This is a genomic window from Salinibacillus kushneri (assembly GCF_900111405.1).
In the GTDB taxonomy this organism is placed as follows: Bacteria; Bacillota; Bacilli; order Bacillales; family Alkalibacillaceae; genus Salinibacillus; species Salinibacillus kushneri.
On the sequence record NZ_FOHJ01000019.1, the window covers coordinates 1 to 13,538 of the forward strand.

At 37.9% G+C, this 13,538-nt stretch carries 11 protein-coding genes, 1 pseudogene and 1 other annotated feature; of the genes and pseudogenes, 9 read left to right on the plus strand and 3 right to left on the minus strand.

The features are described from left to right. Both BMX63_RS17125 and BMX63_RS17130 read right to left on the minus strand, forming a co-directional pair. Window positions 1-292: helix-turn-helix domain-containing protein (locus BMX63_RS17125; RefSeq protein ID WP_143060181.1), on the minus strand; the 292-nt coding region annotated here is incomplete at its 3' end. A gap of 80 nt (window positions 293-372) precedes the next feature. Further along, entirely contained in the window at window positions 373-846 is a 474-nt protein-coding gene (locus BMX63_RS17130) for a LiaI-LiaF-like domain-containing protein (protein ID WP_093137758.1), read from the minus strand. A gap of 238 nt (window positions 847-1,084) precedes the next feature. Here BMX63_RS17130 and hemA point away from each other — a divergent pair, with 238 nt between their 5' ends. From hemA to BMX63_RS17170, 8 genes and pseudogenes are all read left to right on the plus strand, one after another. Beyond that, window positions 1,085-2,464, plus strand: a complete 1,380-nt coding sequence (gene hemA / locus BMX63_RS17135) for a glutamyl-tRNA reductase (protein ID WP_093137759.1) — start codon at window positions 1,085-1,087, stop codon at window positions 2,462-2,464. Between the two features lie 36 nt (window positions 2,465-2,500). Continuing rightward, the gene (locus BMX63_RS17140) at window positions 2,501-3,310 is read left to right on the plus strand and encodes a cytochrome C assembly family protein (protein ID WP_342733708.1); all 810 of its coding nucleotides are present in this window, start codon (window positions 2,501-2,503) and stop codon (window positions 3,308-3,310) included. A 17-nt stretch (window positions 3,311-3,327) separates the two neighbouring features. After that, entirely contained in the window at window positions 3,328-4,263 is a 936-nt protein-coding gene (hemC, locus tag BMX63_RS17145) for a hydroxymethylbilane synthase (RefSeq protein WP_093137763.1), read from the plus strand. Window positions 4,264-4,280: 17 nt separating this feature from the next. Further along, the gene (locus BMX63_RS17150) at window positions 4,281-5,051 is read left to right on the plus strand and encodes a uroporphyrinogen-III synthase (RefSeq protein ID WP_220083844.1); all 771 of its coding nucleotides are present in this window, start codon (window positions 4,281-4,283) and stop codon (window positions 5,049-5,051) included. Next, complete coding sequence (gene hemB, locus BMX63_RS17155; protein ID WP_093137766.1) at window positions 5,044-6,021, plus strand: porphobilinogen synthase; 978 nt, start codon at window positions 5,044-5,046, stop codon at window positions 6,019-6,021. The genes BMX63_RS17150 and hemB overlap by 8 nt, the downstream gene beginning before the upstream one ends. Before the next feature lie 197 nt (window positions 6,022-6,218). Further along, window positions 6,219-7,507, plus strand: a pseudogene (hemL, locus tag BMX63_RS17160) (glutamate-1-semialdehyde 2,1-aminomutase). A 427-nt stretch (window positions 7,508-7,934) separates the two neighbouring features. Continuing rightward, window positions 7,935-9,107 carry a stage VI sporulation protein D gene (spoVID, locus tag BMX63_RS17165; protein ID WP_177167372.1) on the plus strand — a complete coding sequence of 391 codons (1,173 nt, stop codon included), beginning with the start codon at window positions 7,935-7,937 and terminating at the stop codon, window positions 9,105-9,107. A gap of 18 nt (window positions 9,108-9,125) precedes the next feature. Further along, window positions 9,126-10,133: an aminoglycoside phosphotransferase family protein gene (locus BMX63_RS17170; protein ID WP_093137769.1), complete on the plus strand. Its 1,008-nt coding sequence runs from the start codon at window positions 9,126-9,128 to the stop codon at window positions 10,131-10,133. On the opposite strand, the gene BMX63_RS17175 is transcribed toward BMX63_RS17170, so the two are convergent. Beyond that, window positions 10,130-10,318, minus strand: a complete 189-nt coding sequence (locus BMX63_RS17175) for a hypothetical protein (protein ID WP_093137770.1) — start codon at window positions 10,316-10,318, stop codon at window positions 10,130-10,132. The genes BMX63_RS17170 and BMX63_RS17175 overlap by 4 nt on opposite strands. A gap of 123 nt (window positions 10,319-10,441) precedes the next feature. Next, window positions 10,442-10,669, plus strand: a binding site (T-box leader). 166 nt (window positions 10,670-10,835) lie between these two features. On the opposite strand from BMX63_RS17175, the gene BMX63_RS17180 reads away from it, so the two are divergent. After that, window positions 10,836-13,478, plus strand: coding sequence for a valine--tRNA ligase (locus tag BMX63_RS17180; RefSeq protein ID WP_093137772.1), 2,643 nt, complete (start codon window positions 10,836-10,838; stop codon window positions 13,476-13,478). Window positions 13,479-13,538 lie beyond the last annotated feature (60 nt).

Sequence of the window (13,538 nt, forward strand, 5' to 3'; positions counted from 1 at the left end):
TAAGAATCAAAGGCGGTTCAGTAATGCCAAATTTTCTAGCAACATCTTCAAGGGAATCTCCTGTTCTTACCTTATAGTTTATGACATCTAATTTAAATTGAACAGGATAATTCGTAGATGCTTTTTTAGTAGTCAAACCCTGTTCCCCAAACTGTCGGAAAGCACTGACCCATTTTCTTATATTGGTTTTACTTCGAATTCCAAATCTTTTAGCCAAGGAAGCATATCCACCTTCTCCAGCTAAATAAGCGTTAACTACATTTTGCTTAAATCCTTCATCATATTTGACCACAAAAAACACCCCAAAAGTTAGAATTAGTTCGTCTAACTTTTGGGGTGCACATCAAAAGGACAGTCCTTTTATTACGATATTTATTTACTTATGAAAAGTAAATATAATCCGAACCCAATTAAAATAAGAGGCAGTAGGGAAATGTCATCAAAGGAGAGTATAGGAAGATTTTGGAACCATGCAGGCTGCCACTGTAAAAGGATAAAAATAGCAGAAATCACTAATAATAAGATTCCAAGCTTCCGACCACCCTGGTTCCTTAAAAAGAATGCAAGTCCTATGATAAATAAATAAATGCTCCAATGTTGAAACCATGAGGAATATGTTAACAAGCCATGGTAGTGAATCCCAATTCCAAGTAAAAATACTCCAGGAAAAATGTTATCCTTTTTTCCTCCAAGCATGGCTTCAGATAAAAATGATAAACCTAATATGATTAAAATGGTCGGCCAACTGCGGAATGAGGATAACATAGGTATGGAATATTCCTGTAATAAGAAATAAAGCCCCATTCCAACTAAAAAAGTACTTATAAAAAGGTTTTGCTTTTTCAACTTTTCTCTCTCCTTTTCATGTTGTCCAACAGCTCTTTTCTTTACTTAAAAGATGGGAATATGGTAAGGTACAAAAGGTAGTAACATTAGACTTTAATGTGTAAGTGACGTTTCGTTTATCGTACCATAATCATTCAAAATATGTTCACTTTCACATACAAATTTTTGTAATTATTCGTGTTATACTAAGGAAAAGTAAATCATTTGATTTGTGACTCGATGATGGAGGGTGAGTTCCATGCACACAGTAGTCATTAGTGTAAATTATAAAACAGCACCTGTTGAAATTCGTGAACAAATGACATTTTCTGAAGACAAATTGCCTAAGGCTATGAACATGCTTAATGATGAAAAAAGCATTTTGGAAAATGTTATTATTTCAACTTGTAATCGAACGGAAATTTATGCAGTTGTGGATCAACTCCATACCGGACGTTATTATATAAAACGGTTTTTAGCAGAGTGGTTTTCATTAGAATTGGATGAAGTAGCTTCCTATACTGAGATTTATGAGGAAGATCGTGCGATTGATCATTTATTCCGCTTAACATGTGGGCTTGAATCGATGGTTCTTGGTGAAACCCAAATCCTGGGGCAAGTGAAACAATCCTTTTTAACAGCACAAAATTACGGTACAACAGGAACAATCTTTAACCAATTGTTCAAACAAGCTGTGACCGTTGCAAAGCGATCCCATAATGAAACGGAAATTGGAGAAAATGCTGTTTCTGTCAGCTATGCAGCCGTAGAGTTAGCTAAAAAGATTTTCGGCGATTTACACAAGAAAAAGGTTGCCATTCTTGGTGCAGGAAGAATGGGTGAATTAGCTGTAAAAAACCTCCGGGGATCTGGGGTAGATAGTATTGCTGTTGTTAATCGTACCAGAACTAAAGCAGAAGAATTAGCGAGTACGGTAAAAGGTGAAGCTTATACGCTGGATGAATTACAGGAAGTGATTCAATCTGCTGATATTTTAATTAGCTCTACCGGAGCAGACGGTTATATCCTGAATCGCGAAAACGTTCAGGACATGATCAAGACTCGAAAAGCAGGTCCGCTCTTTCTAATGGATATTGCTGTTCCTCGGGATATCGATCCATCTTTACATGATTTGGAAGATGTATTTCTTTATGATATTGATGATTTGCAAGGAATTGTTGACGCAAATCTTGAGGCTAGAAAAGAAACTGCTTCCGAGATTGAGGCAATGATTGCTGCAGAGATGGATGAATATGAAGAGTGGCTGCAAACCCTTGGGGTTGTACCTGTTATTTCTGCACTAAGGCAAAAAGCATTATCCATTCAATCGGAAACGATGAAGTCGATTGAACGAAAAATGCCTGATCTAACCGATAGAGAACGAAAGGTTTTAAACAAACATACGAAAAGCATTATTAACCAATTGCTAAAACAACCGATTTCACAGGCAAAGGAACTTGCAGGTGAAGGTGATCGGGAAGAATCGTTGGACTTATTTGTAAAAATATTTGGTATAGAAGATGAAGTAGAAAAAGAAATAGAAGAGAAAAGTGCAAAATTAAATCAAAACGTATCATCTCATAAGAAATCAAGATTTTCTTTTCCGGCTATAGGGAAGAAATCATCGATTCACTCATAAGTTTGAGAGGGCTTGAGGGACATGGTTCACTTTGATGTGAAATGGATATATGAACTGATTGTAGGAATTTATGCCTTAAGCATTATTGGGTACTTTATAGATTTTATACAGCACAACCGGAGGGCTAACCGAATGGCCTTCTGGTTGCTTACAACGGTTTGGCTATTACAAACCTTTTTTTTGTTTAGTATGGCCCTGTTAGATAATCGTTTCCCAATCCTTACGATTTATGATGGTCTGTATTTTTATACGTGGATTTTGATTACGTTTTCTTTAATCATTAACAGGCTTTTTCGTGTAGATTTTTTTGTTTTTTTTACGAATGTCCTGGGATTCTTTTTAATGATGATGTACATATTTTCAAAATCACAGAACCAATATGCAGGAAATCCCATTGATTTAGTGAGTGAAATGCTCATTACCCATATCACAATGGCTATGGTCTCATATGGATTTTTTGCGCTATCGTTTATTTTTTCGTTTATGTATCTTTTACAATATCGTCTATTAAAGAAGAAAAAATGGACCATTCGCCTTAAAAGATTAGGGAACCTTGAACAACTGGAAAGATATTCGTTTTTTTCGATTCTACTTGGGGTCCCGACTCTTTTGATTGCTATTATATTAGGTATTATTTGGGGATACTCTTCTAGTGAACCCTTTGCCTGGTTTGATACGAAAACGTTAGGTTCTTTTATTGTTTTATTGGTTTATGTGATGATTTTATTTTTAAAGGTAGCTAGAGGCCTTCATGGTCGAAACTTGGTTAATTTAAAAGTATATGCATTTTTATTTTTGCTTGTAAACTATTTTTTATTTAGTACGTTGTCGAATTTTCACTTTTAGTAATGGAGGCTTAAACGATGAGAAACATTGTTATCGGGTCAAGGAAAAGTAATTTGGCTTTAACGCAAACGGAATGGGTAATTGAAAAATTACAAGAATTAAATCTACCGTACACATTTGAGGTCAAAAAAATTATGACCAAAGGTGATAAAATCCTTGATGTAACCCTTTCGAAAGTCGGTGGTAAGGGATTGTTTGTTAAGGAAATTGAAAAGGAGATGTATGAAAAAGAAATAGATTTAGCTGTTCATAGTATGAAGGATATGCCGTCTGAGCTTCCAGAAGGATTAGTGATTGCTTCCATTCCAGAAAGGGAAGATCACCGGGATGCATTTATTTCGGAGGATGGTAAAACAGGATTGAAAGAATTAAAGAAAGGCGCTGTTGTTGGTACAAGCAGTCTAAGAAGAGCGGCTCAAATTAAGGCTGTTCGTCCTGATGTAAACATCAAACCGGTTCGTGGAAATATTGAGACAAGATTACGAAAACTAAAAGAAGAAGATTATGATGCCATTGTTTTGGCTGCAGCTGGTTTAAAACGTATGGGCTGGTCAGATGAAATTGTTACAGAATACTTAGAGCCGGATGTTTGTGTTCCATCAGTTGGACAGGGAGCATTGGCGATTGAATGCAGAGAAGATGATACAGAGCTGCGTGAATTATTGGAAAAGATTAATGAGGAGAAAACAGCATTTACCGTAAAGGCAGAGCGCACCTTCTTACACCAAATGGAAGGTAGTTGTTCAGTACCTATTGCAGGATATGCCTATCTGGACGGAGAGGAAGTCGTTTTAAGTGCTTTAATCGCCAAATCAGATGGTTCTACAGTTCTCCATGAAGTTATAAAAGGGACAGATCCTGTTGCAGTTGGGAAAGAGGCAGCTGATCGAATGTTTGCTAAAGGAGGAAAAGACTTGATTGATGAAGCAAAGGAAGAGCTTGATCAATCATGAAATCTCCGTTAGATGGAATGAATGTTTTAGTAACAAGAGAAAAGAGTAAAGCAGAGTCTTTGTCCCGACTGATAAAAAAGGCTGGAGGAAACCCGATTGAGGTCCCATTATTAACCTTTGAATGGATACATGATGAATCCCGGGATGTCATCATTCAGAATTTAAACCAATTTGATTGGATTTTTTTTACAAGTGGTAATGGGGTCCATTTCTTCATGAAGAGTATAAAAAGGCATTCCAAGGCGACAGAGGCATTAAAATCGATTCATATTGCAGCAGTAGGAAAGAAAACAAGTAAGACTTTAAAACAATATAATCTCACAGTTGATTTTGAACCTAGTCATTACACAGCAGAAGTAATGGGAGAGGAATTTGCTGCTTATTATACACCGAAAAAAGTGCTGTTGGTAAGAGGGAGTCTGTCAAGAGATGTTCTGCCTGACTTTTTTTCTCAGTCTAACATTCCCTATGAATCCATCACGGTTTATGCAACGAAAGCAAACCGAAAAGAACAGGAAAATCTGAAAAAGACTTTATATGCTAAACGACTCGATGCTATCACGTTTACGAGTCCTTCTATGATTCAAGCTTTTTTCTCACTTGGTAAAGAAGCTATAAAAGAGGAGCATTTAAAAAAAAGTGCTTGTATATGTATCGGCTCAACAACTGAATCTGAAGCGAAAAAAAAAGGATTTACGAACCTGATTGTACCTGATCAATATACTACAGCTCATATGATTGAGAAATTTATCGACTATGTAAAGAAAGGAAGGGTAAGCCATGAATGACTTACAATTTAAACGTCACAGAAGACTTCGTGTTAATGAAAGTATGCGAAGTTTGGTAAGAGAAACCCACTTACAAAAAGAAGACCTTATTTATCCTGTATTTGTTGTAGAAGAAGAAAATGTAAAAAAAGAAATTCCTTCAATGCCTGGAATCTATCAACTATCACTGGATTATTTAGTTGAAGAGATGAAAGAAGTTGAATCACTGGGAATTAAGTCAGTCCTATTGTTCGGGGTTCCTAATGAAAAAGACGAACAAGGTACCGGAGCTTTTCATGATCATGGAATTGTTCAAGAAGCGATTCGTGTCATTAAAAAGGAAGTTCCATCTCTTATGGTCATTGCTGATACCTGTCTATGTGAATATACGTCACACGGACATTGTGGAGTACTTGAAAATGGCTATGTTCAAAATGACCCATCCTTAAATCTTTTAGTGGATACAGCGATTAGCCAGGCAAAAGCTGGAGCAGATATCATTGCCCCATCTAATATGATGGATGGGTTTGTTGCAGCAATTCGAAAAGGTTTAGATGAAGCTGGTTTTGAAAATATACCTATTATGTCTTATGCCGTTAAATATGCTTCTGCCTTTTATGGTCCATTTCGTGATGCTGCCCAAAGCACACCACAAGAAGGAGATCGAAAAGCCTATCAAATGGATCCTGCAAATCGTTTAGAGGCTTTCCGTGAAGCTGATTCGGACGTTGAAGAAGGAGCCGACTTCTTAATCGTGAAGCCTGCTTTATCTTATTTGGATATTATGAGAGAAATTCGAGATCGTCACCCTGTACCAGTAGTTGCTTATAACGTAAGTGGCGAATATTCTCTAGTTAAAGGAGCAGCACAAAATGGATGGGTAGATGAAAAAGCAATCGTGCTGGAAAAATTAATCTCCATGAAACGTGCAGGCGCAGATTTAATCATGACCTATTTTGCCAAAGACGTAGCCAAATGGTTGGATGAATAGAAAAGGGCGACTGGATAGGTCTGGTGGTATAAGCCAAAGACATGGAGTGGCGTGTTTTTCGCCACAGAATGGCTTTGGCTTATGTCCACCCAGACCTAGGAGCCGCAGTTAGACATGAAAAGCGAAGGCGACTGGTTATGCCCTGTCGTATTAGCAACTCAAAGGAATTTTGATACATGTTGAAAGGATGGATTAGAATGCGTGAAAATCAAAAATCGGTTCAAGCTTATAAAGAAGCGGTTGAATTAATGCCTGGCGGAGTAAATTCGCCTGTTCGTGCCTTTAAATCAGTAGATATGAATCCTATTTTTATGGAAAAAGGACAAGGATCCAAAATATATGATATTGATGGCAATGAATACATTGACTATGTACTAAGCTGGGGGCCGCTTATTTTAGGACACGCCCATGAAAAGGTGGTTGAGTCCTTAAAAGGTGTAGTCGAAGGTGGAACAAGTCTAGGCTCACCAACAGAGATTGAAAACAAGCTTGCTCAACTGATTATTGACCGAGTGCCTTCCATTGAAATGGTCCGAATGGTTAATTCCGGTACAGAAGCAACTATGAGTGCATTACGGCTTGCCCGTGGATATACAGGTCGAAATAAAATCTTAAAATTTGAAGGGAATTATCATGGACATGGGGATTCCCTCTTGATTAAAGCAGGATCTGGAGTAGCTACACTTGGACTTCCAGATAGTCCGGGTGTACCTGAGTCTATCGCCAAGAATACGATTACTGTCCCGTATAATGATGTAGAAAGTGTTGAATATGTATTTGAACAATATGGAGACGATTTAGCGGCTGTAATCGTAGAACCTGTATCTGGTAATATGGGCGTTGTCCCGCCACGAAATAACTTTTTACAAAAACTTCGTGATTTAACTGAAAAAATGGTACAGTCTTAATCTTTGATGAAGTGATGACAGGATTTCGTGTTGGCTACCATTCAGCTCAAGGTCATTTCGGTATTACACCTGACCTGACTTGTTTAGGTAAAGTTATTGGTGGCGGTTTACCTGTAGGTGCTTATGGTGGCAAACGTGAAATTATCGAACACATTGCGCCTTCTGGTCCGATTTATCAAGCCGGAACTTTATCAGGAAATCCATTAGCTATGACTGCAGGCTATGAAACACTAAAATTAATGACAGAAAGTTCTTATGAGGAACTCAATAAAAAAGTGGATCGCTTAGAAGAGGGAATCAGACAAGCCGCGAATGAATACAACATTCCTCATACGATAAATCGTGCTGGAGCTATGATGGGACTATTCTTTACGAATGAAGATGTGGTGAACTTTGACACAGCTAAATCATCAGACTTAGATTTATTTGCAAAATATTATCGTTCAATGGCTGAGGAAGGAGTTTTCCTAGCTCCATCACAGTTTGAAGGAATTTTCCTTTCCACCGCTCATACTGATCAAGATATTGATAAGACGCTCGATGCATTTAGAAAGACATTTGAAAAGATATCGAAATAAAATTGATTTAAAAAGCAGTAAGTACAGTGAAATAGCTGTACTTACTGTTTTTTTATGGTATAGGCAGCAATGATAAAATGGGAGCTCTGTGGATAAAATTCAGGAATGGCTATGTTCAAATTTAAGTGAGACTTCCTGAAAGTCCTTACAATAAGTCAACATCGACTTTAGTTCGTCGTAATTCGTTTACTTCCAGCAACTTCTGACCAAAGTCGCCTCCGCTTTTCTTTGTCTAGCTACGGCTCCTAGGTCCAAGCAGACATAAGCATAATCCACTACGTGGCGAAAAACATGCCACTCCGTGAATTCTGCTTATGTTGTCGGACCTGACCAGTCGCCTCCGCTTTTCTTAGTTATAATTCTCTTTTTCTTTTCATATATTTTAGGGATAGGTTATTGGAACTTTTTTGGGGAGGAGGAGTTTTTTTTGAGTCTAGATGATGAGAATGTTCTTCGTTTTGAGTTGAATGAACAATTGTGGTTTCAAAAGGGACAGGAATTACAAGAGTTGATTGGTATTTCTCTTGAGCCGAATATTTCGATTCAGGATTCTGGAGAGTATGTATCGGTTAGGGGGATTATTGAGTTAACCGGAGAATATATGCCTGATGTGGATGGAAAGGAAGAAAAACAGGAGGATATTTTAAGTTTTCAGGATCATACATCGCAGAACATCATCAATGACGTCCGTTCTTTTGAAGATGGTTTGAATGAGTTTTATTATAATATTCCTGTTGAAATTACAATACCTAAACATCGAATTACGGCTTTAGATGATGTTATGGTTGAAATTGATTATTTTGATTACGAGATTCCTGATCCATCACAAATTAAACTCCGGGCAAATGTATCCATTTCGGGTATAGCGGAAGAGGAGGATGTTGTGTCAGAGGATAAACATGAGAGTCGGAATGAAACGGAGGAACCGGCTACTGATCAAAATAACTGGGATGATATGAATGAGCCGTTTTCTTTTGATGTGAAATTGGAAGAAGAGGAAGAATGTGAAGCTTCAGGGCATCAAACAGAAACTCAGGCAGGTATAAGTGAAGAAGATGACGACCGTCCAGAAACAGGAGCCTATGCTTCAGCTGAAGAACCTTCTGTTGAAGAGAATAAATCTGAAGAGAAGGAAGAAGAGGCAGTAGAAGGAGAAGAAAAAGAGGCAGAACAGGAAAAAGGTCGGGATTTATGGTTTAAGAAAAAATCACAGACTTTGGATGAGTTTTTTCATAAACAACAGGAGGAGCCAATGCAGGAAAGCTCCTATGAAGAAAGCTCTAATGAGGATGTACCATATAATGATAGTCCTCAAGTAGAGAATAATGTAGATGCTTATGATGAATCCCCAAGTGATGAAAGTCGTGAGGATGCCGGATATTTAGTCAACATGTTTGGCCATAAGGAAGAGGATGCCTATACAAAAATAAGGATGTGTATTGTACAGGAAGCCGATACCGTTGAATCAATAGCAGAACGTTATAAAACTTCACCATCTCAATTAATCCGTTATAACCGTCTGGAGGATGAGGAGATAAAAGCAGGAGATATTCTCTATATTCCTGCTAAGACAAAGCAAATTAAACCATCCACACCATGAGTTTAAGGATGAGTGATATTGGTTAAAATTAATCAAGTGTTACGTCATTATGGAATGTATCCTTATCAGGGAGAAAAAGTGACGAAAAAGGTTGCCAAGGTTTTTACAGGTAACAAACATATTGCTGTCAAGCAGTCTAAAAATAGCAGTCTGCCGCAAATATTTTCGATGGTTTATCAGATAGCAAAAGAACAAAATTTATCATCCATTGCTCCCCTCTATATAACTGAAGAAGGGAAGCCATACATAGAGGGGAGTCATCATTTTTACTATGTAGTTCCCTGGTTTGATACAAAAGAAGAGAGTTCTTTAACATCTTCCATAAATCCATTATTTGGTGAACTAGGGTACATCCATCAAAAAACCTCGTACACTAGAGAGATTGATACGAATCAACTATCAGAATGGACTGAAAATCAAAAGAAAAAAACGAAACAGAATTTTTTTCAATTTGAAAGCTGGATAAGTTTTTTTGAGTCCAAGCATTATATGTCTCCCACTGCATTACTAATTTGTCATTCCTATCGAATGATAAGAGAAGTTTCAAAGCTTATAGAATACTGGTATGATGAATGGCTTGTTCAAATAGAAAAGGAAAAAGGAATGAAGTATGCCCTTTGTCATGGGAACTTGTCTCCTTCCCACTTCATTTATACATCTAATGGGGTTGTATTTATAAATTGGGAACAAGCCTTTTACGGTAATCCCTCCAGAGATATGTCTATACTGTTATCAGCTATAGGCAGACAGCACGATGCCCCTCTTGATTCGTTAATGGAAGGTCTGCCTATTTATTTTAAGAATGCCGGCTGTACGAAAAGTGATATGGCATTATTAGCGCTCCATCTATTAAATTTAGAAAAGTTCTTAAGAGATGTTCAGCGATATGTGAATAAACCCAATCATTTTATAGAAGTTGAATGGATTCAAATCTTCCAGCGTCATCAATTTTATTATGAAAACATCTTGAAAATTCAGGAGTTTATCAAGAATGAACATATGATTGATGATGAGGATCTTTCCTAAAACCACTCTAAATAAAAGGCAAAGAATAATCCGACAAAAATACCGGTTAATAAAACATCAAGTGTTGTTGGTATAATCAGTGTGCGTACAATCTGATAGATCATGAGCGGTAACGTACACTTTTCAATAGTAAAAATAACTTGTCTCAGCCATGGCGGAAGCTTATAGCGATAAAACTTTCCCATAGCAATCCTCCTTTTATTTCTTAGTTCGTTAGTATATTATGAATATAAAATGGAAAAAGTGTTAAAAGGTATTTGACTTTTTAGGTTCTTCATGTCTAAAATAACAAATATAAAGGAATATGAGTAAATGCTTGGATAGGGAGGAGTACAGGGCTAAGCCCCTTAAGAGAGGAAAACGATTTGCTGAGACGTTTTCCAGGAAGCTTACCTTGGAAGGTCGCCCTTGATGCAGCTTCTTTGAAAGAGAGTAGAAGAAGCCGGTTGAACCGTTATGCTGATGGAGTGTACAGTGAGAATTTGTCTGCTGTAAACAAAGGTGGTACCGCGAAAACAACCCTTTTCGTCCTTTTAGGATGAGAAGGGTTTTTTATTGTCCCTATCCCTTTGACGGATTAATGGTAAAGACACCTGTATTGCTGCTAATGGGGGAGAACGGTGCCTTTCTAATGGATAATGGGGTCTGCCTGTCCAAAAGTATGATATCTAGCATGAAGACGAATAATAAGGAGGAGTAAAAATGGGAAAGAAAGAGGTTTCTATGCCGTCAAAATATGATCCCAATGAAGTTGAACAGGGGCGGTATGATTATTGGGTAAATGGCAAGTTTTTTGAAGCAAAGGATGACGAAAGCAAAGATCCATTTACTGTGGTGATTCCACCTCCAAATGTCACCGGTAAATTACACCTTGGCCATGCCTGGGACACGACCCTGCAGGATATCATTACACGTTATAAGCGCATGCAAGGATATGATGTTTTATGGCTGCCAGGAATGGATCATGCTGGTATTGCAACACAAGCCAAGGTTGAGGCTAAATTAAAGGAAGAAGGAAAAAATCGATACGATCTTGGCCGTGAGAAGTTTATTGAACAGGTTTGGGATTGGAAAGAAGAATATGCATCCTTCATTCGAAAGCAATGGGAGAAGCTTGGTTTAGGACTGGATTATTCCAAAGAGCGTTTCACTCTTGATGATGGTCTCTCTGATGCCGTTAGAGAAGTATTTGTAACCTTGTATGAAAAAGACTTAATCTATCGAGGACAATATATTATTAATTGGGATCCAGATACCCAGACTGCCCTTTCAGACATTGAGGTTATTTATAAAGAGGTTCAGGGTGCATTCTATCATATGAAATATCCATTAAAGGATGGTTCAGGCCATATTGAAATTGCAACTACCCGTCCAGAGACTATGCTAGGAGATACCGCTGTTGCTGTACATCCCGATGATGAAAGATATCAGCATTTAATCGGGAAAAAAGTTATTTTACCTATTACGGAGCGGGAAATTGAGATTGTAGCCGACGATTATGTTGATATGGAGTTTGGTTCTGGTGCAGTAAAAATCACTCCTGCCCATGATCCGAATGATTTTGAAATTGGAAATCGCCATGATTTAGAGCGAATCCTTATTATGAACGAAGATGGAAGTATGAATGAAAATGCGATGAAATATCAGGGAATGGATCGTTTCGAATGCCGCAAGCAACTTGTGAAAGATTTACAGGAAGAAGGAGTGCTTTTCAAAATTGAAGAGCATCACCATTCTGTTGGTCACTCCGAACGAAGCGGAGCCGTTGTTGAACCTTATTTATCCACACAATGGTTTGTAAAGATGGGTCCATTAGCAAAAGCAGCGATTGATTTACAAAACACAGACGACAAGGTGAATTTTGTACCTGATCGTTTTGAAAAAACCTATTTGAATTGGATGGAAAATATCAGGGATTGGTGTATTTCACGCCAGTTATGGTGGGGGCATCGTATTCCTGCCTGGTATCACAAGGAAACGGGAGAGATTTATGTAGGAAAAGAGGCACCTGAAGATACAGAAAACTGGGAACAGGATGAAGATGTCTTAGATACATGGTTTTCTTCTGCACTATGGCCCTTTTCAACATTAGGCTGGCCGGACGAGAATAACCAGGACTTAAATCGTTATTTCCCAACGGATGCTCTCGTAACAGGCTATGATATCATTTTCTTCTGGGTTTCCCGTATGATTTTCCAATCGAAACAATTTATGAATCGCAGGCCATTTAAAGATGTCTTAATCCATGGACTCGTCCGTGACGCAGAAGGTCGAAAAATGAGTAAATCATTGGGCAATGGTGTAGATCCTATGGATGTAGTTGAGAAATATGGAGCTGATTCTCTCCGCTATTTCTTAGCAACAGGCTCTTCTCCTGGACAGGATTTACGCTTTCATTGGGAAAAAATCGAAGCTACGTGGAATTTTGCTAATAAAATTTGGAATGCTTCCCGTTTTGTTCTTATGAATTTAGACGACATGAAATATGAAGAAGTGGATTTATCCGGGGAAAAATCGGTAGCCGATCAATGGATTCTAACACGTCTCAATGAAACCATCCAGCAGGTAACACGACATATCGATAAATATGATTTTGGTGAAGCAGGGCGTCATTTGTATAATTTTATCTGGGATGAATTTTGTGACTGGTATATTGAAATGGCTAAACTGCCTTTATATGGGGATGACGAGCAAGCAAAACACACCACAAAATCTATATTAGTTTATGTGCTTGATCAAACGATGCGTATGCTTCATCCGTTTATGCCTTTTATTACCGAGGAAATATGGCAGCATTTGCCTCATGATGGAGAGTCGATTACCGTTGCAGAATGGCCGGAGGTAAATCCGGGCTTTACAAATCAAAAAGCCTCTTCAGAAATGAAATTGCTGGTGGATATCATTCGTTCGATTCGAAACATTCGGGCAGAGGTTAACACGCCGATGTCTAAAGAAATCCAAATGCTTATTAAGGCAAATGATACAAATATACAAGAAGGGCTGCAAAAAAATCGCCATTATTTAGAACGTTTTTGCAATCCAAGTGAATTAACGATTGATACAGCTATCGATGTACCAGAGAAAGCGATGAGTGCAGTTGTAACTGGTGCAGAAGTTTACCTTCCTCTTGAAGGATTAATTAACATTGAGGAAGAAATTGAACGCCTTCAAAAGGAATGGAATAAATGGAATTCCGAAGTGGAACGTGTGGAGAAGAAACTCGCAAATGAAAAATTTGTACAAAATGCTCCAGCAGATATTGTAGAGCAGGAACGAGAAAAAGGAAAAGATTATGAAGACAAAAGAGAAAAAGTCGAGCAGCGATTAAAGGATTTACAATCTTAAGTTAGTGTGGGAGGGAGCCAGTTTATTAAATGGCTCCCATTTCTATTCCATTTATTATCA